The following is a 23,428-nucleotide window of genomic DNA, read 5'->3' as shown; positions in this document are numbered from 1 at the left end:
ACAGGCTGAACAGTGGCACTTGCGCCATGCCCGCACCGCGGGCTATAATCGCTGGCTCTGCCCTTGTTGCGTCCGCAAGGCTGTTGTTTGGGCAGAGATTTATCAACCTTCTTCCGTAGCCGGAGAAATCTGGCAAACGCTGTTGCCAATTGAAGTGGCAGTGGCGGAAGAGGATTTCCATTTTTGGAGAAAACATATGAGTCTGAGCAACTCCCTCGGGTTGCTGGGCCGCAAGGTGGGGATGATGCGTCTCTTCACCGATGACGGGGACGCAGTTCCTGTCACGGTGGTGGATGTGTCCAACAACCGTGTGACCCAGATCAAGTCCCAAGAGACCGATGGCTACGTCGCCCTGCAGGTGACGTTCGGTTCGCGCAAAGCATCGCGCGTGACCAAGCCCCAAGCCGGCCACCTCGCCAAGGCGGGTGTCGAAGCAGGCGAAATCATCCAGGAATTCCGCGTTACCGCAGATACCGCAGGTCAGCACAAGGCTGGTGGCGTGATCGCGGCGAGCAGCGTGTTTTCCGTGGGTCAGAAGGTGGACGTGCAAGGCACCTCCATCGGCAAGGGCTTCGCAGGCACGATCAAGCGTCACAACATGAGCTCGCAACGCGCGTCGCACGGTAACAGCCGTTCGCACAACGTTCCCGGCTCGATCGGCATGGCACAAGACCCCGGTCGCGTGTTCCCCGGCAAGCGCATGACGGGCCACCTCGGCGACGTCACGCGCACGACGCAAAACCTCGACGTGTTCCGCATCGACGAAGCACGTCAACTGCTGCTCATCAAGGGCGCGATTCCGGGTTCGAAGGGTGGCTTCGTCACCGTGCGTCCCGCCATCAAGGCCAAGCCGCAAGCGGCTGAAGGAGCGAAGTAATGGAACTCGAACTCCTGAACGAACAAGGCCAGGCCGCGTCGAAGTACGACGCCCCTGAAACCGTGTTCGGCCGTGACTACAACGAAGACCTAGTCCACCAGATCGTCGTTGCATTCCAGGCCAATGCCCGCCAAGGCACGCGCGCCCAGAAGGACCGCGAGCAGGTCAAGCACTCGACCAAGAAGCCTTTCAAGCAAAAGGGAACGGGCCGCGCCCGTGCCGGTATGACGTCCTCGCCGCTGTGGCGCGGGGGTGGTCGCATCTTCCCGAACATGCCTGACGAAAACTTCTCGCAGAAGATCAACAAGAAGATGTACCGCGCCGGCATGGCCGCCATCTTCTCGCAGCTCGCTCGCGAAGGCCGTCTGGCCGTGGTGGATTCGCTGACCGTGGATTCGCCCAAGACGAAGCCGCTGGCAGCCCGTTTCAAGGCGATGAATCTCGAGTCCGTGCTCGTGATCGCCGAAGAAGTCGACGAAAACCTGTACCTTGCCTCGCGCAACCTGGTCAACATCCTCGTGGTCGAACCCCGTTACGCCGATCCGGTGTCGCTGGTTCACTACAAGAAGGTGCTGGTCACCAAGGGTGCCGTCGACAAGCTCAAGGAGATGTTCGCATGAGCCGCGTGAACCCTACCGCCGCTGAACGTACGTTCGAAGAAGGCCGCCTGATGGCGGTGCTGGTCGCCCCGATCGTGTCCGAAAAGGCCACGATGGTCGGCGAAAAGTCGAACGCTGTCACTTTCAAGGTGCTGCAAGACGCCACCAAGCCCGAGATCAAGGCCGCTGTCGAACTGATGTTCAAGGTCGAAGTCCAGGGCGTGTCGGTGCTCAACACCAAGGGCAAGACCAAGCGCTTTGGCAAGTCCATCGGCCGCCGCGACAACGTTCGCAAGGCCTATGTGACCCTGAAGCCGGGTCAAGAGCTCAACCTCGTCGGGGAAGGCGCTTAATCATGGCCGTCATCAAGATGAAACCCACTTCGCCGGGCCAACGCGGCGCGGTGAAGATTTCGCGTGATCACCTGTTCAAGGGTGCTCCTCACGCAGCCCTGCTGGAACCCCAGTTCCAGAAGGCCGGCCGTAACAACAACGGTCACATCACGATCCGTCACCGTGGCGGTGGTTCCAAGCACCACTATCGCGTTGTCGACTTCGTGCGCAACAAGGACGGCATCCCGGCCAAGGTTGAACGCATCGAGTACGACCCGAACCGCACCGCCCACATCGCTCTGGTCTGCTACGCCGACGGCGAGCGCCGCTACATCATCGCCCCGCGCGGTCTGGAAGCTGGTGCAACGCTGCTGTCGGGCGCCGAAGCCCCGATCCGCGCCGGCAACACCCTGCCGATCCGCAACATCCCGGTCGGCTCGACGATCCACTGCATCGAACTGCAACCCGGCAAGGGCGCGCAGATCGCGCGTTCGGCCGGCACGTCGGCCACGCTGCTGGCTCGCGAAGGCGTCTACGCCCAGGTCCGCATGCGTTCGGGTGAGGTGCGTCGCATCCACATCGAATGCCGCGCAACCATCGGCGAAGTGGCCAACGAAGAGCACAGCCTGCGCCAACTCGGCAAGGCAGGCGCCAAGCGCTGGAAGGGCATTCGCCCGACCGTTCGCGGCGTCGTGATGAACCCGGTCGACCACCCGCACGGTGGCGGCGAAGGCAAGACTGGCGAAGGCCGCCATCCTGTCGACCCATGGGGCAATCTGACCAAGGGCTATCGCACCCGTAACAACAAGCGCACGCAGGTCTTCATCGTGTCGCGTCGCAAGAAGTAAGGGATAGCCAATGACTCGCTCTCTCAAAAAGGGTCCTTTCGTCGACCACCACCTGGTGGCCAAGGCCGACAAGGCCGTGACGACCAAGGACAAGAAGCCGATCAAGACCTGGTCGCGCCGCTCGATGGTCCTGCCCGAATTCATCGGTCTGACCATCGCTGTGCACAACGGCAAGCAACACGTGCCCGTGTACATCACCGACCAGATGGTCGGCCACAAGCTCGGTGAATTTGCGCTCACGCGCACGTTCAAGGGGCACCCCGCGGACAAAAAAGTCCAGAAGAAGTAAGGAACGACCATGTCTGAAACACGTGCAGTCCTCCGCGGTGTCCGCCTGTCGGTCGACAAGGGCCGTCTGGTCGCGGACCTGATCCGCGGCAAGAAGGTCGATCAAGCGCTCAACGTTCTGCAGTTCACGCAGAAAAAGGCCGCTGTGATCATCAAGAAGGTGCTGGAGTCGGCTATCGCCAACGCCGAGCACAACGACGGTGCCGACATCGACGAGCTGAAGGTCAAGACCATCTACGTCGAGCAAGGTGCAACGCTCAAGCGCTTCACCGCGCGGGCCAAGGGTCGCGGCAATCGCATCAGCAAGCCCACGTGCCATGTGTACGTGACGGTTGGCAACTAAGAAGGCCTGGAAGAAATATGGGACAGAAAATCCACCCAACCGGGTTCCGCCTTGCGGTTACCCGTAACTGGTCCAGCCGTTGGTACGCAAGCGACCGCGATTTCGCGGGCATGCTGGCCGAAGACATCAAGGTTCGCGAATACCTGAAGAAGAAGCTGAAGAACGCTTCGGTGTCGCGCGTCATGATCGAGCGTCCCGCCAAGAACGCACGCATCACGATCTACTCGGCACGTCCGGGCGTCGTGATCGGCAAGAAGGGCGAAGACATCGAGAACCTCAAGCGCGAACTGGGCAAGCAGCTCGGCGTGCCGGTTGCAGTCAACATCGAAGAAGTGCGCAAGCCCGAAATCGATGCGCAACTGATCGCCGACAGCATCACGCAGCAGCTCGAAAAGCGGATCATGTTCCGCCGCGCCATGAAGCGCGCCATGCAAAACGCCATGCGTCTGGGTGCCCTGGGCATCAAGATCATGTCGGCTGGCCGCCTGAACGGCATCGAGATCGCACGTACCGAGTGGTACCGCGAAGGCCGCGTGCCGCTTCACACGCTGCGCGCCGACATCGATTACGGCACCTCGGAAGCCAAGACCACGTACGGCGTCATCGGCGTCAAGGTCTGGGTCTACAAGGGCGACACGCTGGGTCGTAACGACCTGCCGGCCGTCGAAACGCCGCGTCCTGAAGAAGAACGTCGTCCGCGTGGTCCCCGCCGTGATGGTCGCCCTGGCGACCGTCCGGGTGGCGACCGTCGTGGTCCCGGCCCCCGTGCCGGCGGCCGTGGCCCGATCGGTGGCAACACCGCTCCCGCCGATGGCAGCGACAAGCCCGCAGAAGCAACCGGCGGTGCCGGTGCAGACTCGAAACCCGCCGTTAAGCGCGTCCGCAAAGCCGCGCCCGCTGCAGCAGCGGACGGTGCCAAGACCGAGTAATCGGTCGCTCCCGGGCGCGAAAGCGCCTGGGGCTCTCACGGAGTAATAAAACATGCTGCAACCTGCACGCAGAAAGTTCCGCAAGGAACAAAAGGGCCGCAACACCGGCGTCGCAACCACGGGTAACTCGGTTGCGTTCGGTGACTTCGGTCTCAAATGCACCGATCGCGGCCGCCTCACGGCACGCCAGATCGAAGCCGCTCGTCGCGCGATTTCGCGTCACGTGAAGCGCGGTGGCCGTATCTGGATCCGCGTGTTCCCGGACAAGCCCATCTCTACCAAGCCCGCTGAAGTGCGGATGGGTAACGGTAAGGGCAACCCCGAGTACTACGTCGCCGAAATCCAGCCCGGCAAGATCGTGTTCGAGATCGTCGGCGTGCCCGAAGAACTCGCCCGCGAAGCGTTCCGCCTGGCCGCCGCCAAGCTTCCGCTGCGCACGACGTTCGTCGCTCGCCAGCTCGGCGCCTGAGAGGAGAACACTGATGGCAACCCGTAAGAAAAAAGAAACCGCGGCTCCGGCCAAGGTGACCAAGGCTGCAACCCTGCGCACGAAGGACGTCGCAGAGCTGAAGACCGAAGTCAAGGAACTGCAGAAGGCCCATTTCGGCCTGCGCATGCAGAAGGCCACGCAACAGCTGTCGAACACCTCGACGCTGCGCGTGACGCGCCGCGACATCGCTCGCGCCAAGACCATTCTTGCTCAGAAGCAGCAAGAAACCCCCGCCGCCAAGTAAGGAGTGAACATGACGGAACCTAAAAAATCCCTCAAGCGCACCTTGATCGGCAAGGTGGTCAGCGACAAGCGTGCCAAGACCGTGACCGTGCTGGTCGAGCGCCGTGTGAAGCACGAGCTCTACGGCAAGATCGTGGCCAAGACGAGCAAGTACCACGCCCATGACGAAAAGGGCGAGTACAAGCTGGGCGACACCATCGAGATCACGGAAAGCCGTCCGATCTCGAAGACCAAGAACTGGGTTGTGACCCGCTTGGTCGAGAAGGCTGTCCTGGTCTAAGCAGACCGGATACCCGGCTCGAGACAGCCCACCTGAAAACGGCCCACAATGTGGGCCGTTTTTCTTTTTCCGGAGCACTTACATGATCAAAGTCGGCGACACCCTTCCCTCGGCCACCCTGCAGGAATATTCCGAAGTCGAGGGCGAAGGCTGCAGCATCGGCCCGAACGCGGTCGACGTGACCAAGGCATCGGCGGGCAAGACCATTGCGCTGTTCGCGCTGCCCGGCGCCTTCACGCCCACCTGCTCGGCCAAGCACGTGCCGGGTTATGTGCAGCACTTCGACGACTTCAAGGCCGCCGGCGTGGACGAGATCTGGTGCGTGAGCGTGAACGACGCCTTCGTGATGGGCGCCTGGGCGCGCGACCAGAAGACCGGCGCCAAGGTGCGCATGCTGGCCGACGGCAGCGCCGATTTCGCCAAGGCTACCGGCCTGACGCTCGACCTGACCGGCCGCGGCATGGGCGTGCGCAGCAACCGCTATTCGATGCTCGTGAAGGACGGCAAGGTCGCGACGCTCAACGTCGAAGGCCCGGGCAAGTTCGAAGTCAGCGACGCCGACACGCTGCTGGCACAAGCCCGCGGCTGAGCCTGCAGGCGGCCAGCCAACTAGAGCTCTAGAGCTCCGCCTTCAGGTAATGCGCCCCGGCAACGGGGTTGTGATAGTAGGGCGGCACCTCGGCGAAGCCCAGGTCCTCGTAGAGGGCGCGGGCGGACTCCATGTCGTCGAGGGTGTCGAGCAGCACGCAGCCGTAGCCGGCGCCGCGTGCGGCATCCAGGATCGCCTCGGCCAGCTGCCGGCCGAGGCCCAGTCCGCGAAAACCCGGGCGCACGTACAGGCGCTTCATTTCCGCGGCGTTGACGTGGTCCACGTTGTCCAGCGGGCGCAATGCGCAGCAGCCCGCCACGTGCGCCAGCGTGCCGTCGGCACGCTTCAACGTCGGCGCCTGGCGGCCGGCGTCTTCCTTCACATTCGCCGCGTCGACCAGCGCCAGCAGCAAGGTGCCGCGCGGCTCGGCGTAGTCGCCGGGCAGACCGGCCAGTTCACCGTCGAAATCCTGGAAATCGAGGTCGATGCCCAGCGAGCCCGCGTAGTCGCGGAAGATCGCGCGCGTGGCGTCGATCTCGTGCGGCTCCTCGGGCACGATCAGCACGACGGCCGGCATGGCCGACAGCGGCAGGGGGCGGGAGACGGAAAAGCTCATAGGCGCAAGGAGGAAACCCGACGGGCCGACCCCGCGCAGGGCGCGAACAGCGGCAGCGCCGCCGAAAGGGGCGCCGCATCGTCGCGGCCAGTGACGAACGGTGCGAGAGCTCTGGCACCGGAAGCCGCCGGGAAGGCGGCCACTGGGAAATCGGTCATCGAGAAAGGCGCGGAGCGCGCGATGCTGCGGAAGGCGCAATTTAGCAAAGTCCGGGCACCAGGCTGCTTCGGGTTGTTGCTATGGGCCGGCGAGGAAATGCCTGCGCCGCGATCGACGGCATCTTTCTCCCACCAAGGCCCCGTAGCCCCAAAAAGCAAAAGGCGCTCCTTCAAGAGCGCCTTCGGGCAGGGAAACGAGAAGGGAAAGGGCGAGCGATCAGGCCTCGGCCAGCAGCTTCTCGATCAGCTTGTGCAGCTCGGCGAAATCGGGCTCGCCCACGTAGCGCTTCACGATCTCGCCGCGCTTGTTGACCAGGTAGGTCGTGGGCGTGAGCTTCACGTCGCCCCAGGCCTGCGCCACGCTGCCGGTGTTGTCGATCGCGACCTTGAAGGGCAGCTTGCGCGTTTCGGCGAAGTTGACCACGTAGCTCGGCGGGTCGTAGCTCATGGCCACGGCGAGGGTGTCGTAGCCCTGCGCCTTGTACTTGTCGTAGGTGGCGATCACCTTGGGCATCTCGCCCACGCAGGTCACGCAGCTCGTGGCCCAGAAGTTGACCAGGGTGACCTTGCCCTTCAGGTCGGCGGTGCTCTTTTGCGAGCCGTCGAGCAGCACGAAGGTCGAGGCCGGCGCGGCGGTGGCACCGGAGCCGAAGTACACGCCCACGCCGGCAGCCAGCGCGATGACGACGGAGGCAGCGGCGATGTATTTCTTCATGGCATCACAGGGGAGGGGAAAGGGAGCAGACAGGAGCGGCGCTAGTTTAGTTCCGCCTGCCCGATCGTGCTGGCCGCGACCGCACCGTCCCTGGCCCACCCCCGGAGCGCCCCTGCGCGGTACGGCCCGGCCGATAATCGCTCCCCCATGCCGTCCTGGTCCAGCTCTCCCACCTCTTCCGCCTCCCTTGCCGCTTGCGCCTGGCGCGTGCTGGCCGCCGCGGCGCTGCTCGCCGCGTGCAGCCCGACCTTCAACTGGCGCGAGGTGCCGATTGCCGACGCGGGCCTGACCGCGCTGCTGCCCTGCAAGGCCGATCGCGCGGACCGCGCCGTGCCGCTGGGCGCGGAATCGGTCAAGGTCGACATGGCGGGCTGCGACGCGGGCGGCGCCACCTTCGCCATCGCACATGCCTACGCGAACGGACCCGCGCAGGCCGAGGCGTGGCTCGCCGCCTGGCGCACCGCCACGCGCGCCCAGCTGGTCAAACCGGGCGAATCGAGCGACATGCAGCTGGCGGAAACCCCCGAAACGCTGCAGCGCGCGACCGCCACGCCCGCGCCGCTGCGGCTCGAAGCGCGAAAGCAGGGCGCGCCCACCGTGCAGATCCTGTGGTTCGCCCAGTCGCAAAAAGACGGCACCGTGGCGCTCTACCAGGCCACCGTGCTGGGCACGCCCGCTTCGGCCGAGGCGTCGAAGACCTTCTTCGAGGGCCTGCGCCTGCCATGACGACGGCGCGTGGCCGGTCTGTTTCGCGCCGCACTGTCCGTTTTTCGGGGCTGCCGCGTTGTGTCACATATCTACTTCCCGTGGGCCGCCCCGCATAATCGGCGCGTCGTCCCCCGTCCCGCATGAACAGCATCCTCATCATCGCCCACTCACCGTTCGCACATGCGCTGCGGCAGTGCGCGCTGCATGTGTTCCCTGACTGCGAGCAGGCCATCGTCGCGCTCGACGTGCTGCCCAACGTGTCGCCCGAAGAAACGCTGGCCGCCGCGCGCATCACGCTGGAGCAGCAGTTGCGCGCTCCGCGCTCGCAGGTGCTGGTGCTGGCCGATGTGTTCGGCGCCACGCCCTGCAACGTGGCGCAGAAACTCGTGGACGGCGTCCGTTCGCGGCTGGTGGCGGGGGCGAACCTCCCGATGCTGCTGCGCGCGGTCACCTACCGGCACGAGCCGCTCGAGACGCTGGTGCAGCGCGCCCTCGCGGGCGGCACCGCCGGCGTCATGCAGGTGGCGGTGGCGGCTCCCCAGAACCAGGCGAAGAGAAAGCACAGTGATCAAGAAATCCGTGACCATCAGCAATAAGCTGGGCCTGCACGCACGCGCGTCGGCCAAGCTGACCAAGCTCGCAGGCAGCTTTCCCTGCGAGGTGTGGCTGTCGCGCGGTGACCGCCGCATCAACGCCAAGAGCATCATGGGCGTGATGATGCTGGCCGCCGGGCTGGGCTCCACCGTCGAGCTCGAGACCAACGGCCCGCAGGAAGAAGAAGCGATGAACGCCATCGTCCACTTGATGGACGACAAGTTCGGCGAAGGCGAATAAGGACGCTCCGATGACTTTCGCAGTCCACGGCCTTCCCGTTGCCCGTGGCATTGCCATCGGGCGCGCGGTGCTGGTGGTGTCCAGCCGCATCGACGTGGCCCACTACTTCATCAAGCCCGAAGAGATCGAGACCGAGATCGACCGCGTGCGCACCGCGCGCAACGCGGTGGCCGACGAGCTCATCAAGCTGCAGGCCAACGTGGCGCTCATGGGCCCGAACGACGCGCCGCACGAGCTCTCGGCGTTGCTCGAGGTGCACCAGATGCTGTTGCAGGACGAGGCCCTGAGCACCGGCGTGAAGCACTGGATCAGCGAGCGGCTCTACAACGCCGAATGGGCGCTGACCACGCAGCTGGAAATCATCGCGCGCCAGTTCGACGAGATGGAAGACGCCTACCTGCGCGAGCGCAAGGCCGACCTCGAACAGGTGGTCGAGCGCCTGCTGCACCGCATGAAGGGCACCGCCGCCGTGCTGGCGCCGAGCCCGCCGCGCCGCAAGCGCGCCGCCGCGCCGCTGGACGACAACGACGACCACGACGACCCCACCGCGGGTGACGGCATCGACGTGCCGCTGGTGCTCATCGCGCACGACCTGTCGCCGGCCGACATGCTGCAGTTCAAGAAGAGCGTGTTCGCCGGCTTCGTCACCGACGTGGGCGGGCGCACCTCGCACACCGCCATCGTCGCGCGCAGCATGGACATTCCGGCCGTGGTCGGCGCGCGCACCGCGAGCCAGCTGGTGCGCCAAGACGACTGGGTCATCATCGACGGCGACGCCGGCGTGGTCATCGTCGACCCCTCGCCGATCATCCTGGCCGAGTACGGCTTCAAGCAGCGCCAGGGCGACCTGGAGCGCGGGCGGCTCGCGCGGCTGCGCCACAAGCCGGCCGTCACGCTCGACGGCCAGCGCGTCGAGCTGCTGGCCAACATCGAGATGCCCGAAGACACCCTGGGCGCGGTCAAGGCCGGCGCAGTGGGCGTGGGCCTGTTCCGCAGCGAATTCCTGTTCATGGGCCGTGAGTCGTCCACGCGCCAGACGCGCCTGCCCGACGAAGAAGAGCAGTACCAGGCCTACAAGCGCGCTGTGGAGGGCATGCAAGGCATGCCCGTGACCATCCGCACCATCGACGTGGGCGCCGACAAGCCGCTGGACAGCAAGTCGGCCAACAAGCAGGAGCACCTGAACCCCGCGCTCGGCCTGCGCGCCATTCGCTGGAGCCTGGCCGACCCGGCCATGTTCCTCACGCAGCTGCGCGCCATTCTTCGTGCGGCGGCGCACGGCGAAATCCACCTGCTCATTCCGATGCTCGCGCACGCGAGCGAGATCCGCCAGACGCTGTCGCTCATCGACTTCGCGCGCACCGAGCTCGACAACCGCGGCGTGGTGCACGGCCCGGTGAAGCTCGGCGCCATGATCGAGATTCCGGCGGCCGCGCTCACGCTGCGCATCTTCCTGAAGCACTTCGACTTCCTGTCGATCGGCACCAACGACCTGATCCAGTACACGCTGGCCATCGACCGTGCCGACGAGTCGGTGGCGCACCTGTACGACCCGGCGCACCCCGCCGTGCTGCGCCTGGTGGCTGACACCATCGCCGAGTGCCGGCGCCAGGGCAAGGGCGTGTCGGTATGCGGCGAAATGGCCGGCGACGTGGCCTTCACGCGCCTGCTGCTGGGCCTGGGGCTGCGCAGCTTCTCGATGCACCCCTCGCGCATCCTCGCGGTCAAGCAGGAAGTGCTGCGCGCCGACACCGGCAAGCTCGAGGCCTGGGCCAAGGCCGTGCTCGAGTCGGACGACCCCGCCGCCACCATGGCGGGTTAGCGCTCTTCGTTCTTTTCACCCGCCCTGCGGGCGGGTGAAAAGAAACGATACATGCCGCAACCGCGGCGAAAGGACTTGCGCAGCGCCCGCAAGCACGATCAGGCCTTCTCCTTCAACCCCTGAAAGAAAGGCCTGCATCATGAAGTTCGTCTCCACCTCCGTCTCCTTCTCCCAGATCATCGCCATCAGCTCCTTCGCCATGCTCGCCGCCGCGGGCGCGAAGGCTGAAAGCTACGAAGGCGTGCAACCCGCCGTGTCGGCCAAGAGCCGCGCCGACGTGAACGCCGAAGCCCTGCGCACCGCCTCGGCACCCAACCAGAACGTGGTGCGCGGATCGCGCGGCGCCGAGACCATGGCCGTGTCGATGGAGCGCGAGCGCGTGGTCGCCGAAGCGGTTCGCGCCGCCGCCGCGCCCGACCAGAACGTGTCGTCCGGCTCGCGCGTGAACAGCAAGGTCATCTCGACCCTGCAGAACCCCGTCGACGCCCGCGCCGCTGCCGCCAACGCCAAGAGCAGCCGGCTGTAAGCAGCCCCGCGCTTGTTGCCACGCCCGTCGCAATAAAGCGAAACACGCCGATACCGCGGCGAGAGGACTTGGCCCGGTGCCCATCGCACCATCGAGCTTCCTCCTCACAAGACAACACCAAGGACTTGATATGAAGCACTGGATCAAACGCACTCTCTTCGGTTTCGCAGGCGCCGCCATGGTGGCCGGAAGCATTGCCGGCTGTGCCGGCCAACGCCACGGCTGGGGCGGCGGCGACAGCGCCGAGTTCCGCGCCAGGATGGTCGAGCGCGTGGGCAGCAAGCTCGAGCTCGACGCCAACCAGAAGCAGAAGCTCACCGTGCTGGCCGAGAAGCTGCAGGCGCAGCGCGAAGCCATGCGCGGTGCCGGCGGCTCGGGCGACCCGCGCTCGCAGTTCAAGGCGCTGTTCGCGGGCAACAAGCTCGACCAGGCCGGCGCCACGCGCCTGGTCGACGAGAAGACCACGGCCGTGCGCAACGGCAGCCCCGAGATCATCGCGGCCGCCGCCGACTTCTACGACAACCTGAACGCCGCCCAGCAGCAGAAGGTGCGCGACTTCATGGACCGCGGCGGCCGCCGCTGGAGCCATCGTGGCTGAGCTTGACTCCCCCCCGGGCTTCGCGCACTTCGTGTCGCTGCGCCAACCCCCTGCGAGGGGGCGACACCTGTGGACCGGCGAAGCCGGTTCCACGGTGTCCCTGGAACGGGCCGCCGAACAGGCCGCGGCAGCGGGTGGCGTGCGCGCGCTGCTGCGGCTCGAAGGCGCGGTGGTGCTCGGCGTGGCGCTTGCCGCATACGCCCAGTTCGGCGCGGGCTGGGGCGTGTTCGCGCTCTGGCTGCTGGCGCCCGACCTCTCGCTGCTGGGCTACGTTGCCGGCGCGCGCGTGGGCGCGGCGCTGTACAACGCCGCGCATTCGTACGCGGGGCCGGTGCTGCTGCTGGCGTTCGGCGTGCTGGCGGCCACGCCGTGGGCGGTGGCCGGCGGCCTCATCTGGCTGACCCACATCGGGCTGGACCGCGCGCTCGGCTACGGCCTGAAGTACGCCGCGGGCTTCGCCTTCACGCACCTCGGCCGCATCGGCCGGGCCGATCCATGGTGAGCCGTTCCGCCCCCACCCCCACCTCCGCACCCGCCCCGGTGATGCGCCCGGGCGCCGCGCGCGCCTGGCTGCTGACCGAGGCGCTCGTGCTGGGCACGGCGTCGATGGTGCACGCCGGCTTCCTCGTGCCGGGCTACGCGCACGCCGCGGCCCGCACGGCCGAGGCGGTGATCGCCACCGTGCTCGTGCTCGCCGCCGTCGAGACCTGGCTGCGGCCCCACGACGCGCGCCGCGCCGCCCTCTTCGGGCAGGGCTTTGCGCTGCTGGGCACGCTGGTCGGGCTGGGCACCATCGTCGCGGGCATCGGTCCGCACACCGTGCCCGACGTGGTCTTTCATGCGCTGTTGCTCTCACTTCTGGTGATGGGCCTGACCTGGGCGGTGCGATGCCGGCAGGTTTGATGGTCAGCGAAGTCATCCGCCATTTCCTTGCCAGGAGGCACAATCCCGCCATGCCGCGCATCCTGTTGATCGACGACGACGAACACCTCGCCGCGCCGCTGACCACCTACTTCGCACGCTTCGGCTGCACGCTCGACAGCGCCGTGCGCCCGAGCGAAGGCCTCGCCAAGCTGCGGGCCTTCACCTACGACGCGGCCATCCTCGACGTGATGCTGCCCGAGATGGACGGCTTTGCGCTGTGCCGCGAGATCCGCAAGGAAAGCGACATTCCCATCGTGATGCTCACCGCCCGCGGCGAGGTGATGGACCGCGTGGTCGGCCTCGAGCTGGGTGCCGACGACTACGTGCCCAAGCCCTTCGAGCCGCGCGAACTGGTGGCGCGCGTGCAGACCATCCTGCGCCGCCAGCGCAGCGCGCCGCCCGCATCGAGCAGCACGCAGCAGCGCGTGTTCGACGGCCTGTCGATCGACCTCGACCGGCGCCAGGTGCTGCGCCACGGCGAGCGCGTGGAGCTCACCGGCACCGAGTTCGAGCTGCTGGCGCTGCTGGCCGCCGAACCCGGCAAGGTGTTCAGCCGCGACGACATCCTCAACCGCCTGCGCGGACACGAGGCCGAGCTGTACACGCGCGCGGTCGACATCGTGGTGAGCCGCCTGCGCAAGAAGCTGGAGCCGCTGGACTGCATCAAGACGCTGCGCAACGCCGGCTATGCGCTGGCCGTGGCGCGCAGCGAGCCGGCATGAGCGCAGCGCCTGGCCGCCTCCAGCAGGCTGAAGCTGGCGCCGCGGTGCGAAGCGAGAAGGCACGCCGATGAGCACTGCCCGCAGGGACCACCGCGCCGCCATGCGCGAAATGCGGCGGCGCATGGCGTGCCGCGAGGACATGCCCGGCGAGGTCATGACGCGCGAGGAGTGGCGCAAGCAGTGGCACGCGCGCTGGAACGAGAAGGTGCAGGGCAAGCGCCGCTGGCGCCGCTCGCTGCGCGTGCGGCTGGTGCTGATGTTCGTGTTGCTCGCGCTGGTGATGGCGGGCGTGTTCATGGGCGGCATGAAGAAGTCGTTCTCCACCGGCTGGGCCGAGGCCGCCAAGCCCATGCTGACCGACTACACCGACCGCCTGGTCGCCGAAATAGGCACGCCGCCCGACGTGACGCGCGCGCAGGCGCTGGTGGCCCGGCTGCCCATCACCATCCGCATCGTCGGGCCCACCGTCAACTGGGACTCCAACCCCGGCGGCGCGAGCAGCCCCGGCGGCTGGATGCACGACCGCGACGACATCTTCGGTGGCGACAAGTGGTTCATACGCCCCACGGCCGACGGCCACCGCGTGATCTTCGGCTGGGCGCCCAAGCTCTGGCAGCTGGCGCCGCGCGCCATCGGCTGGGCCACGCTCGGGCTGCTGCTGTCGTGCGTGCTGCTGGGCTACGCCTACGTGAGCCGGCTGCTGCGCCCGCTGATCGACATTCGCGAAGGCGCGCAGCGCTTCGGCCGCGGCGAGTTCACGCAGCCCATTCCCGTGCGCCGCAACGACGACCTGGGCGACCTCGCGCAACGCATCAACACCATGGCCGACGACATCCAGGCCATGCTCGACGCCAAGCGCGGGCTGCTGCTGGCGCTGAGCCACGAGCTGCGCTCGCCGCTCACGCGCGCCCGCCTCAACGCCGAGCTGCTGCCGGCCACGCCCGAAGGCCAGGCCGAGCGCGACGCGCTGCTGCGCGACCTCAACGAGATGCGCGACCTCATCAGCGACCTGCTCGAAAGCGAGCGCCTGGCGAGCCCGCACGTGGCGCTGCTGCGCGAGCCGGTCGACCTGGCCGTGCTCATCCGCGAGACCGTGGCCGAGATGTCCGGCGCGCAGCATGTGCACCTTGACCTGGCCGACGGGCTGCCGCCGCATGCCGTCGACCGCATGCGCATCCGCCTGCTGGTGCGCAACCTGCTGGACAACGCGCTGCGCTACAGCGCCGACGCGCCGCGCCCGCCCTGCGTGTCGCTGCGCGCGGTGCTCGACGGCAGCAGGCAGGGCGTGGAAATAGAAGTGCGCGACCACGGCCCCGGCGTGGACGAGGAACAGCTGGAGCGGCTCACCGAGCCCTTCTACCGCACCGACGGCGCGCGGGCGCGTACCACCGGCGGCGTGGGCCTGGGCATGTACCTGTGCCGGCTGATCGCCGAGGCGCACGGCGGCGAGCTCACGGTGCGCAACGGCGGGCCGGGCCTGCAGATCATCGTCCGGCTGACCTGAGCGGCCGGCTGCGGGAGCCTGGCACGGGGCTGTCGCCTGCGCTACCAGCCGGCCCGGGGCCCGCGGCTACGATGCGCCTCCCGGGGCCGCAGCGGCCCACGTCTGACCATCACGGCTTACATCGGCTTACCTCGGCCCCCAGAAGGAGACACCATGAACAGCAGCACCCTCACCAACCACCAGGTCCGCCTCGCCAAGCGCCCCGAAGGCACCGCCACCCGCGAGAACTGGAAGTTCACCACCGAGCCCGTCGGCGAGCCGGCCGAAGGTGGCGTGCTGGTGAAGACGCTGTCGCTCTCGCTGGACCCGGCCATGCGCGGCTGGCTCAACGACGCCAAGAGCTACATCCCGCCCGTGGCCATCGACGAGGTGATGCGCGCCGGCGGCGTGGGCCGCGTGGTCGCCTCCAAGAACCCCAGGTTCGCGGTGGGCGACACCGTGTACGGTACGCTGGGCGTGCAGGAATACATGCTCGTCGCGCAGGAAGACCTGAAGCGCAACGGCCTGGTGAAGATCGACCTGAACGTCGGCACCATCGGCCAGTGGCTCAACGTGCTGGGCATGCCCGGCATGACCGGCTACTTCGGCCTGATGGACGTCGGCCAGCCCCAGCCCGGCGAAACCGTGGTGGTCTCGGGCGCGGCCGGCGCCGTGGGGCAGACCGTGGGCCAGCTGGCCAAGCTCAAGGGCTGCCGCGTGGTCGGCATTGCCGGCGGCGCCGCCAAGTGCGAATGGGTGGTGAAGGAGCTGGGCTTCGACGCCTGCATCGACTACAAGGCCGGCGAGGGCGCGGTGCGCGCGGGCCTGAAGGAGCATTGCCCCAAGGGCGTGGACGTGTACTTCGACAACGTCGGCGGCGAGATCCTCGACCACGTGCTGGCCAAGCTGGCGCGCAAGGCCCGCATCATCATCTGCGGCGCCATCAGCCAGTACAACAACGCCAACAGCATGCCCGCGGCCGGCCCGCGCAACTACCTGAGCCTGCTGGTGAACCGCGCGCGCATGGAGGGCATCGTGGTGTTCGACTACGCCGACCGCTACCCCATCGCCATCGCCGAGATGGCCGGCTACCTGAAGGACGGCCGCATGAAGAGCAAGGAAGACGTGGTGAAGGGGCTCGACACCTTCCCCGAGTCGCTCAACAAGCTGTTCGCGGGGGAGAACTTCGGCAAGCTGGTGCTGCAGGTGGCCGAGGCCTGAGCACGACGCCGGGGCCGTCGCGCTTCAGTTCCCGGACTTGTTCGGGTCGCGCCAGGCCCGCTCGAAGGGCAGCCGCCACGCGTGCGGCGCAATCAGCTGGTGCACCGGCTTCGGCCCCCACGACCCCTGCTCGTACAGCCGCACCGGCGGCGGCGATTCGAGCAGCGCGGTCGACACCTCCCACAGCCTTTCGATGCCCTCGGCCGTGGTGAACAGCGTGCGGTCCCCGCGCATCGCGTCGAGGATCAGCCGCTCGTAGGCCTCCAGCACCTCGCCCGCCATGCCGGTGTCGCGCATGGCGAACTGCAGGCTCAGCTTGTCCAGCCGCATGCCGGGGCCGGGGCGCTTTCCATAGAACGACAGCGACATCTTCGAGGCGTCCGCCAGGTCGAAGGTGAGGTGGTCCGGCCCCTGCGCACCCACGCCCGAGCCGGGCGGGAACATGCTCTTGGGCGGCTCGCGGAACGCGATGGAAATGATGCGCTGGCCCTCGGCCATGCGCTTGCCGGTGCGCAGGTAGAAGGGCACGCCGGCCCAGCGCCAGTTGTCGATGTGGCACTTCAGCGCAATGAAGGTCTCGGTGTCGGAGTCGGGGTCCACGCCTTCCTCGGCGCGGTAGCCGCTGTACTGGCCGCGCACCACGTCGGCGGGGCGAATGGGCTCCATGCTGCGGAACACCTTGTTCTTCTCTTCGCTGATGGGCGCGGGCTCCAGCGCGGTGGGCGGCTCCATGGCCATGAACGCCAGGATCTGGAACAGGTGCGTGACCACCATGTCGCGGTAGGCGCCGGTCTGCTCGTAGAAGCCGGCGCGCTTGCCCAGGCCCAGCGTTTCGGGCACGTCGATCTGCACGTGGTCGATGAAGTTGCGGTTCCAGATGGGCTCGAAGAGCCCGTTCGCGAAACGGAACGCCAGGATGTTCTGCGCCGGCTCCTTGCCCAGGAAGTGGTCGATGCGAAAGATCTGCTCTTCCTGGAACACCTCGTGCAGCTTGCCGTTGAGCTTGACGGCGCTCGCCAGGTCGGTGCCGAAGGGCTTTTCCATCACGATGCGCGAGCGCTCCACCAGCCCGGCCTCGCCCAGCGTGCGCACCACGGTGAGCGCCGCGCTGGGCGGCACGCTCAGGTAGTGCAGGCGCCGGCACTCGGTGCCCAGCGAGGCCTCGGCGCGGTCGACCGCGGCGCGCAGGGCGGCGGCGCCGGCCGACAGCGGCACGTAGTCGAGGTTGGCCGCGAAGGTGTCCCAGTCGGCGGAGGTGGTCTTGCGGCTGCCGAACTCGTCGAGGGCCGAGCGGGCCGCGGCGCGAAAGCCGTCGACGTCGAGTTCGTCGAGCGACACGCCGATGATCCGGCAGCCCGGAATGAAGCCGGCGCTGCACAGGTGGAACAGCCCCGGCAGCAGCTTGCGCCGGGCCAGGTCGCCGGTGGCGCCCACCAGCACCACCACCTGCGGAAAACGCGGACCGACACCGGGAGGGATCTTCGCCATGTTGTCACCTTGGAGCTGTTGTGCCCAAGGCCCAAGCGATTTCGGTGCCAGGGGGCGCGGCCCCCGGAAGGCTGGAAGGCCGCTGCAGGCGCGAGAGCGGACCCCTGGGGGAGGGTCAGTCGATGGCGGGGCGCATGGGCACGTCGCCCAGGGCCTCGTCGTCACGCAGGCCGTGCGCGGCCTTCAGCAGTTCGATGGACATGCCGTCGCTCTGGCCGGCAAAGCCCTTGGCGACGCCTTCGAGCACGGTGGACAGGCCGACCTCGCCGTCGGCGCGGGCGTCCATGCTCACGTTCAGCACCCGGGCCGCCATCTGGCGGTAGGTGACGGCGCCCGCGCTTTCCAGCGCGGCCACCAGGTCGAGGTACAGCGCCAGGTTCAGGTCGAACACCAGCTTGGGGGTGATTTCGAAATCCTCGTTCTTGTTCTTGTTGTCCATAGGGGTGGCTCCTTTTTTCCTGAACCTCCACTCTAGCCAGAAAACGGGTGGGTAACCCGTCGGACACAGCCTGATTCAGTCGGCCCTGTCGGCGCTATCGGCCCGATCGGCCCGATCGATTCAGTCGCGCCGCGCGCGGGTGCCCATCACCGCCGCCGAGATGATGAGCCAGGCCGCCAGCACGATGGTCCATGTCAGCGGCCGGCCGGTGACCAGCAGCAGCAGCGCGGTCGAGCCCAGCGGCGTGATGTAGCTCAGGATGCCGATCTGGCGCGCGTCGCCGCGCTTGAGCGCCATGTCCCACACGAAGAAGGCGGCGCCCAGCGGGCCCAGGCCGCACAGCACCAGCAGCAGCCAGTCGCGCCCCGACAGCGCCACCGAGGGTTCGAGCAGCGCGTGGCAGGCGAGCGACAGCACGCCCGAGACCAGGCCGAACAGCCCGATGGCCGAGGTCGGAAAGGCCGCGACGCGCTTCGTTCCCAGCGAGTAGCTGGCCCAGACGAAGGCCGAGGCCAGCGCGGGCAGGAAGCCCCAGTACATGGTGAAGGTCGAGCTTCCACCGGCACTGTCGCCACCACCACCGCCGCCCGCGCCGAGGATGGCCGCCGCCGCGCCCGCGAACCCCAGCAGCCCCGCCACCAGGTGCAGCGGGCGCAGCGTGACGCCCGGCAGCAGCACCGGCGCCAGCACCACCATGAGCAGCGGCCACAGGTAGTTGACCAGGTTCGCCTCCACCGGCGGCGCGTAGCGCAGCGCGATGAACAGCAGGAAGTGGTAGCCGAACAGGCCGTAGACGCCGAGCGCCAGCGTGCGCGCCGGCACCTTCCAGGCGCGCCGGTCGCGCAGCACCAGCGGCCAGCTCGGCACGCTGCCGATGATCAGCGCCAGGCCGGTGAGCAGGAAGGGCGGCAGGTGCGACAGGGCGGTGCCCAGCGAGGCGAGGGTGGTCCAGAGCGCGATGGCGAGCAGGGCGTAGGCGGTCGATGACATGCAAGGAGGCTACGCGATGCGCTCGTCGGGAAATGACGGTGCGTCGTCGGGAAACGACGGTTTGGGGAGGGAGCAAGACGGGGGTCGGGATGGCGCATGAGTTGGTTTTGCTCCTTCCCCTGCCGGGGGAGGGCTGGGATGGGGGCAGGACTTCGATTAAGCGCTGCGTTGTTTCGCACGCCGTCGTGCCCCCACCCCGACCCTCCCCCAGAGGGGGAGGGAGCAAAGCGAAAGCCAGCGGTGCGAGGTTCGGGTTTTTGCTCCTTCCCCCTCTGGGGGAAGGCTGGGATGGGGGCAGCCCGTCGAGCAGGCGCCGCATTGTTTCGAAAGCCGTCGTGCCCCAACCCCAACGCTCCCCCGGAAGGGGAGGGAGCAACACCCCCCAATCAGCGCCGCAACGCCGCAGTCAACGCCGAAGGCGACCTGTACCCCGTGCGCCGCGCCGTCTCCGCCACGCTCGTCCCACCCAGTCGCAGCTCGCGCGCATGCGCCAGCCGCATCGCGCGCAGCCATTGCATCGCGCCCATCCCCTGCTCATCGCGGCAACGCTGCGCGAACTGGCTGGGGCTCAGGCAGGCGACCTCGGCGAGGTCGGCAACGCTCAAGGGCTCGTGCCACCGCGCCCGCGCCCAGTCGGCGAGCAGGGTCCAGTCGATGCGCCGGCGGCGCGAGTCTGACGCAGCGGGCACTTGCGGCCGCCAGGCCTCCAGCAGCAGCGCCGGCCCGTGCAGCAGCGCCAGCGCCGACGCCTGCGGCCGCGCCATGCATTGCGCCAGGTAGCGCGCCAGCGTGTGCAGCTGCGGCGCGTCGACCGGCGCGCGCTCGGCGCAGCGGGCCCAGCCGGCGTGCGAGGTGTCCAGCACCAGGCAGCGGCTGTGCCGGTCGCGGGCCCGGAAGTCGTGCCGGTCGCCGGGCGAGACCACTTGCGCCTCGCCGGCACCGATGCCCGCGCCCCGGCCTTCCACCTCGATCTCGAGCACGCCTTCCAGCCCGATCAGCACCTGGAAGTGGTCGTGCGCGTGGCTGCCGTGCGAGGCGCTGTAGTCGCGCAGCACGAGGTCGTGCCGCTCTGGCAGGGGCAAGGTCAGCGGCAGTGGCAAGTCACGGCGGGTCATGGGCTGGCGCGGATTGTCCGCGCGCCCGCCCTCGGTGCCAACCGTGCAAACCGCGCCAACCGGCTTGAGGCGGCCGGCCTCAGCCCTCGTCCCGCACCGCCCGCCCATTGACCCGCACGGCCTCCACCACGCGCCCTTCGCCCGTGGCCAGCGGCTGCGCGCGTCCTTCGGCGCGCACCTTGTCGCCCACCTTCAGGCCCAGGTGCGCGAAGCCGTCGGGCTTGGTGTGGACGAAGTCGCCCGTGTCCAGCACCACGCCGTTGGCCTCGCCGTGGCGGGCGTAGTTCAGGCGCACCACGGTGCCTTCGATGCGCTCGTCGGGGTGCGCGTGCCGGGGCGCCTCGCCGTCGATGGATGCGAGCCGCTCGAAGCGGTACACCGTGTGGCCCGCCTCGCCCTTGGGCGACGGCCCTTCCTCGGTGCCCTCGATCACCAGCGCCTGGCCGACCTGCAGGCCCTCGAAGGCGGTGGCGGCGCCTTCGTCGTGGCGCTCGAACACGAACTGCGTGGCCACGCCGTCGGTGTCGATCAGCACGCCCTCGATGCCGCCCTTGGGGCTGTAGACCAGGTGCTGGAAGCGGCCTTCGACCGACCAGACGTCCTGGGTGTCGTGCTTCGCGTGGGTTTCGTGGGGTGCGTGGTGTTGGGGCATGGCGTGTCCTTTGTGAGAGTGAAGAGTGAGGGGAGTGAGGAAGTGGTCTGCGAAGCCGAAAAGCGCGCGTCAACCCAGCCGCAGCAGCGCCGCCGAGGCCGCGCACACGACCAGGAAGGGAATGCCGATGCGGTGGAACTCGCGCAGCCCGTGCGGCACCTTGGCCAGCCGCAGCGCGATGAGGTTGGCCAGCGAGCCCAGCACGCAGCCGAAGCCGCCCACGCTCACGCCCGCCGCCAGCGCGGGCAGGTCGTGCACGTAGCGGTCCAGCAGGATGGTGGCCGGCACGTTGCTGATGAACTGCGAGGTGACGATGGCCGCCAGGTACGCACGCCAGCCTTCCGCAATGGGCCACTGGCCCACCAGCGAGGCCACGGCGGGCAGCTCGGCCAGCTGGCGCAGGTCGACGAACATCAGCGCGATGATCGCCAGCAGCGCCCAGTCGACGCCCAGCAGCACCCGGCGCTGGAACAGCAGGTAGGCCACGAACACCACCGCCAGGCCGGCCAGCAGCCAGTGCCGGTCGAGCGCGACCACGAAGCCCACGAACAGCACGCCCGACAGCGCCAGCAGCCGCGGCTGCACCGGCGCCGCCTCGGCCGCGGGCTTCAGCGCGATGGCGGTGCGCGGCACCAGCAGCCACACGGCCACGAACAGCCAGAACAGCATGACCAGCACCGTGGGCGCCATCATCCACATGAAGCCGCCGAAGCTCTCGCCGGTGCGGTGCCACAGGTACAGGTTCTGCGGGTTGCCGATGGGCGTGAGCGCCGAGCCCGCGTTCACCGCCAGCGCCTGCAACACCACCAGCCGCGCCAGCGGCAGGTGCGCCTGCGTGGCCAGCACGCGCGTGAGCGGCACCAGCAAGAAGAGGCTCACGTCGTTGGTCACCAGCGCCGACAGCACGGCGGCGGCGGCGGTGAGCAGCAGCGCCAGCTGGCGCAGGTCGGTGGTGCGCGCCAGCAGGCGCTGCGCGGCCGACTGCAGCATGCCGCTCTTCTCCACGCCCTGCGTGATGGCCAGCAGCCCGGCCAGCGCGCCTACCGTCTGCCAGTCGACCAGCTTCAGCCAGTCCATCGGCGCGCGCGGGCGCAGGAAGGCGAACAGCACCGCCACCGCCACCAGCACCCACAGCAGGCCGTTGCCGCCGCCTTCGTGCGGGGCGGGGGCGTCGTGGCCCGGCGCCGTGGAGGCTGCGGATGTCGAGGAGGCCAGGGCGGCAGAGGCGCTGGAGGCGGTGTCTTTGTTCATGGAGCGGCGGGGTTCAGTGCGGGGTCGGCCGGCGCATTCGCCATCGGCGCGCGCCGGCCGCGAGTTTCCGGCATGGCCAGCGCGAACAGCGTCAGCGCACAAGCCGCGATGCCCGCGAGCAGCACGAAGGCCGTGCCGTAGCCGGCCAGGTGCGCCACCGTGCCCGCCACCAGGTTGCTGAGCGCCGCGCCCAGCCCCACGCAGGCCGCGCCGATGCCCAGCGCGAAGTTGAAGTGCCCGCTGCCGCGCGTGAGGTCGCCGATCATCAGCGTCAGCATCACGCCGAAGATGCCCGCGCCGATGCCGTCGAGCACCTGCAGCGACAGCAGCGCCGCCGGGCTGTCGGCCAGCAGGTACAGCAGGCCGCGCAGCGGCAGCACCGCGAAGCCGGCCAGGAAGATCGGCTTGCGCGGCAGCCGCGGCGCCCAGCGCCCGACCGCCAGCGCGATGGGAATGGTCACCAGCTGCGTGACGATCACGCCGCCCGACAGCCACAGCGTGGCCGAGGTGCCGGCGCGCGTGCCCACCTTCTGCGCCACCAGCGTGAGCATGGCGGCGTTGGCCAGGTGGAACAGGAAGGCGCAGACCAGCAGCACGACCAGGCGGTGGTCGTACCAGCGCGCGGAAGTCTGCGGGGTGCGCGTGGTGTGCGTTTCGGATGCAGGCGTGTCGGCTTGATCGTCGGCCTCGTGGTCCGCGCCGCGCGCCAGCTTCGGGTCGACGTCGCGCTGGCGGATCAGCATGGCCGCGACCACGGTCGGCAGCGCCATCGCCACCGCGTAGAAGAACATCGCGTGCGGCCCGAAGGCCTGGCCCACCCAGCCGGTGCCCAGCGCCCACAGCACCGTGCCCGCTGCGGTGATGGCCGCGTTGCGGCCGACGCGCGCGTCCAGCCCGGCGCGCCCGACCATGCCGAGGCTGGTGGCCGCGATGGCGGGCGCCACCAGCGTGCCCGCCGCGCCCACGAGCGACTGGCCGGCCAGGATCACGCCGTAGCCCGGCCAGTTCGCCATGACCACCAGGCACACCGCGATGAGCGCGATGGCCCCCGCGATCCAGCGCGGCTTGTTGGGCACGCTGTCGATCAGCGCGCCGGCCGGCGCCTGCACCACCAACCCCACCAGCGCCGAGACGAACATCACGGTGCCGATGCGCTGCGGGTCCCAGGCCAGCGTGCCGGCCATGAACACGATCAGGAACGGGCCGACGCCGCCCTGGATGTCGGGCGCGAAGAAGGCCAGGGCGTCCAGCGCGCGCAGGCTGCGGCGCGACGGAGAGGGCGACGACGGCTCCGGCGCCGACGGCAAGGGGGCGAATGCGGTGGTCATGGCGTGGGGTGCTCGGGCTG

General features: G+C 68.4%; 31 protein-coding genes. 22 read left to right on the top strand and 9 right to left on the bottom strand.

The features are described 5' to 3' along the window. The first annotated feature begins 196 nt into the window (after positions 1–196). The 11 genes from rplC (at position 197) to AB6807_RS08685 (ending at position 5,818) form a co-directional block, all read left to right on the top strand. Positions 197–877, top strand: a complete 681-nt coding sequence (gene rplC / locus AB6807_RS08735) for a 50S ribosomal protein L3 (RefSeq protein WP_116913568.1) — start codon at positions 197–199, stop codon at positions 875–877. Next, positions 877–1,497 (top strand): 50S ribosomal protein L4, encoded by a 621-nt coding sequence (rplD, locus tag AB6807_RS08730; protein WP_093218836.1) that lies wholly within the window; start codon positions 877–879, stop codon positions 1,495–1,497. The genes rplC and rplD overlap by 1 nt, the downstream gene beginning before the upstream one ends. After that, positions 1,494–1,829, top strand: a complete 336-nt coding sequence (gene rplW, locus AB6807_RS08725) for a 50S ribosomal protein L23 (RefSeq protein WP_007838129.1) — start codon at positions 1,494–1,496, stop codon at positions 1,827–1,829. The genes rplD and rplW overlap by 4 nt, the downstream gene beginning before the upstream one ends. A 2-nt stretch (positions 1,830–1,831) precedes the next feature. Continuing rightward, positions 1,832–2,656: a 50S ribosomal protein L2 gene (gene rplB / locus AB6807_RS08720; protein WP_093057772.1), complete on the top strand. Its 825-nt coding sequence runs from the start codon at positions 1,832–1,834 to the stop codon at positions 2,654–2,656. A 10-nt stretch (positions 2,657–2,666) separates the two neighbouring features. Continuing rightward, the gene (rpsS, locus tag AB6807_RS08715) at positions 2,667–2,945 is read left to right on the top strand and encodes a 30S ribosomal protein S19 (RefSeq protein WP_007838132.1); all 279 of its coding nucleotides are present in this window, start codon (positions 2,667–2,669) and stop codon (positions 2,943–2,945) included. Between the two features lie 9 nt (positions 2,946–2,954). Then, complete coding sequence (gene rplV / locus AB6807_RS08710) at positions 2,955–3,287, top strand: 50S ribosomal protein L22 (RefSeq protein ID WP_007838134.1); 333 nt, start codon at positions 2,955–2,957, stop codon at positions 3,285–3,287. Between the two features lie 17 nt (positions 3,288–3,304). Then, a complete protein-coding gene (gene rpsC / locus AB6807_RS08705; RefSeq protein WP_081266126.1) occupies positions 3,305–4,216 on the top strand; it encodes a 30S ribosomal protein S3 in 912 nt (303 codons plus the stop codon). A 52-nt stretch (positions 4,217–4,268) separates the two neighbouring features. Further along, on the top strand, positions 4,269–4,685 hold the full coding sequence (gene rplP, locus AB6807_RS08700) for a 50S ribosomal protein L16 (protein ID WP_093136308.1): 417 nt from the start codon (positions 4,269–4,271) through the stop codon (positions 4,683–4,685). A 55-nt stretch (positions 4,686–4,740) separates the two neighbouring features. Further along, positions 4,741–4,950, top strand: coding sequence for a 50S ribosomal protein L29 (rpmC, locus tag AB6807_RS08695; protein ID WP_116913581.1), 210 nt, complete (start codon positions 4,741–4,743; stop codon positions 4,948–4,950). 9 nt (positions 4,951–4,959) lie between these two features. After that, positions 4,960–5,229, top strand: coding sequence for a 30S ribosomal protein S17 (gene rpsQ, locus AB6807_RS08690; RefSeq protein WP_007838145.1), 270 nt, complete (start codon positions 4,960–4,962; stop codon positions 5,227–5,229). 82 nt (positions 5,230–5,311) lie between these two features. Next, the gene (locus tag AB6807_RS08685; protein WP_116913567.1) at positions 5,312–5,818 is read left to right on the top strand and encodes a peroxiredoxin; all 507 of its coding nucleotides are present in this window, start codon (positions 5,312–5,314) and stop codon (positions 5,816–5,818) included. A gap of 28 nt (positions 5,819–5,846) precedes the next feature. On the opposite strand, the gene AB6807_RS08680 is transcribed toward AB6807_RS08685, so the two are convergent. Together AB6807_RS08680 and AB6807_RS08675 are read right to left on the bottom strand one after the other, a co-directional pair. Continuing rightward, a complete protein-coding gene (locus tag AB6807_RS08680; RefSeq protein WP_371084261.1) occupies positions 5,847–6,434 on the bottom strand; it encodes a GNAT family N-acetyltransferase in 588 nt (195 codons plus the stop codon). Positions 6,435–6,809: 375 nt separating this feature from the next. Then, on the bottom strand, positions 6,810–7,307 hold the full coding sequence (locus AB6807_RS08675; protein WP_371084260.1) for a TlpA disulfide reductase family protein: 498 nt from the start codon (positions 7,305–7,307) through the stop codon (positions 6,810–6,812). Between the two features lie 147 nt (positions 7,308–7,454). Here AB6807_RS08675 and AB6807_RS08670 point away from each other — a divergent pair, with 147 nt between their 5' ends. The 11 genes from AB6807_RS08670 to AB6807_RS08620 all read left to right on the top strand — a co-directional run bounded on the left by AB6807_RS08670 (position 7,455) and on the right by AB6807_RS08620 (position 16,145). Continuing rightward, a complete protein-coding gene (locus AB6807_RS08670) occupies positions 7,455–8,033 on the top strand; it encodes a hypothetical protein (protein WP_371084259.1) in 579 nt (192 codons plus the stop codon). A gap of 122 nt (positions 8,034–8,155) precedes the next feature. Beyond that, on the top strand, positions 8,156–8,611 hold the full coding sequence (locus AB6807_RS08665) for a PTS sugar transporter subunit IIA (protein ID WP_116913563.1): 456 nt from the start codon (positions 8,156–8,158) through the stop codon (positions 8,609–8,611). Then, positions 8,580–8,849: an HPr family phosphocarrier protein gene (locus AB6807_RS08660; RefSeq protein WP_081266134.1), complete on the top strand. Its 270-nt coding sequence runs from the start codon at positions 8,580–8,582 to the stop codon at positions 8,847–8,849. Before AB6807_RS08665 ends, AB6807_RS08660 begins: the two co-directional genes overlap by 32 nt. A 10-nt stretch (positions 8,850–8,859) precedes the next feature. Further along, positions 8,860–10,671 (top strand): phosphoenolpyruvate--protein phosphotransferase, encoded by a 1,812-nt coding sequence (ptsP, locus tag AB6807_RS08655; RefSeq protein ID WP_116913562.1) that lies wholly within the window; start codon positions 8,860–8,862, stop codon positions 10,669–10,671. Between the two features lie 139 nt (positions 10,672–10,810). Beyond that, positions 10,811–11,197, top strand: a complete 387-nt coding sequence (locus AB6807_RS08650; protein WP_116913561.1) for a DUF4148 domain-containing protein — start codon at positions 10,811–10,813, stop codon at positions 11,195–11,197. A gap of 130 nt (positions 11,198–11,327) precedes the next feature. Continuing rightward, complete coding sequence (locus tag AB6807_RS08645; RefSeq protein ID WP_116913560.1) at positions 11,328–11,795, top strand: Spy/CpxP family protein refolding chaperone; 468 nt, start codon at positions 11,328–11,330, stop codon at positions 11,793–11,795. Continuing rightward, on the top strand, positions 11,788–12,297 hold the full coding sequence (locus AB6807_RS08640; protein ID WP_116913559.1) for a DUF4260 domain-containing protein: 510 nt from the start codon (positions 11,788–11,790) through the stop codon (positions 12,295–12,297). Before AB6807_RS08645 ends, AB6807_RS08640 begins: the two co-directional genes overlap by 8 nt. Further along, positions 12,291–12,698: a hypothetical protein gene (locus tag AB6807_RS08635; RefSeq protein ID WP_116913558.1), complete on the top strand. Its 408-nt coding sequence runs from the start codon at positions 12,291–12,293 to the stop codon at positions 12,696–12,698. The genes AB6807_RS08640 and AB6807_RS08635 overlap by 7 nt, the downstream gene beginning before the upstream one ends. Positions 12,699–12,748: 50 nt before the next feature. Further along, on the top strand, positions 12,749–13,441 hold the full coding sequence (locus tag AB6807_RS08630; RefSeq protein ID WP_165840518.1) for a response regulator transcription factor: 693 nt from the start codon (positions 12,749–12,751) through the stop codon (positions 13,439–13,441). A 139-nt stretch (positions 13,442–13,580) separates the two neighbouring features. Beyond that, positions 13,581–14,945 (top strand): ATP-binding protein, encoded by a 1,365-nt coding sequence (locus AB6807_RS08625; protein ID WP_371084715.1) that lies wholly within the window; start codon positions 13,581–13,583, stop codon positions 14,943–14,945. Positions 14,946–15,098: 153 nt separating this feature from the next. Then, positions 15,099–16,145, top strand: coding sequence for an NADP-dependent oxidoreductase (locus AB6807_RS08620; protein ID WP_371084258.1), 1,047 nt, complete (start codon positions 15,099–15,101; stop codon positions 16,143–16,145). Positions 16,146–16,169: 24 nt separating this feature from the next. On the opposite strand, the gene zwf is transcribed toward AB6807_RS08620, so the two are convergent. The 7 genes from zwf to AB6807_RS08585 form a co-directional block, all read right to left on the bottom strand. Next, a complete protein-coding gene (gene zwf / locus AB6807_RS08615) occupies positions 16,170–17,633 on the bottom strand; it encodes a glucose-6-phosphate dehydrogenase (protein WP_371084257.1) in 1,464 nt (487 codons plus the stop codon). Between the two features lie 115 nt (positions 17,634–17,748). Continuing rightward, positions 17,749–18,072, bottom strand: a complete 324-nt coding sequence (locus tag AB6807_RS08610) for a hypothetical protein (RefSeq protein ID WP_371084256.1) — start codon at positions 18,070–18,072, stop codon at positions 17,749–17,751. A 120-nt stretch (positions 18,073–18,192) separates the two neighbouring features. Then, a complete protein-coding gene (locus AB6807_RS08605) occupies positions 18,193–19,062 on the bottom strand; it encodes a DMT family transporter (protein ID WP_116913552.1) in 870 nt (289 codons plus the stop codon). Positions 19,063–19,448: 386 nt separating this feature from the next. Then, positions 19,449–20,177 (bottom strand): AraC family transcriptional regulator, encoded by a 729-nt coding sequence (locus AB6807_RS08600; RefSeq protein WP_371084255.1) that lies wholly within the window; start codon positions 20,175–20,177, stop codon positions 19,449–19,451. A 79-nt stretch (positions 20,178–20,256) separates the two neighbouring features. Next, positions 20,257–20,829, bottom strand: a complete 573-nt coding sequence (locus AB6807_RS08595; RefSeq protein WP_371084254.1) for a hypothetical protein — start codon at positions 20,827–20,829, stop codon at positions 20,257–20,259. A gap of 69 nt (positions 20,830–20,898) precedes the next feature. After that, positions 20,899–22,080 carry an SLC13 family permease gene (locus AB6807_RS08590; RefSeq protein ID WP_371084253.1) on the bottom strand — a complete coding sequence of 394 codons (1,182 nt, stop codon included), beginning with the start codon at positions 22,078–22,080 and terminating at the stop codon, positions 20,899–20,901. Beyond that, positions 22,077–23,408: an MFS transporter gene (locus AB6807_RS08585; RefSeq protein ID WP_371084252.1), complete on the bottom strand. Its 1,332-nt coding sequence runs from the start codon at positions 23,406–23,408 to the stop codon at positions 22,077–22,079. Before AB6807_RS08585 ends, AB6807_RS08590 begins: the two co-directional genes overlap by 4 nt. Positions 23,409–23,428 lie beyond the last annotated feature (20 nt).

The sequence above is a fragment of the Variovorax sp. RCC_210 genome (genome assembly GCF_041355175.1).
In the GTDB taxonomy this organism is placed as follows: Bacteria; Pseudomonadota; Gammaproteobacteria; order Burkholderiales; family Burkholderiaceae_C; genus Variovorax.
The sequence above is the reverse complement of the archived record's forward strand: the minus strand, read 5'-3'. Positions and strand labels throughout refer to the sequence as shown.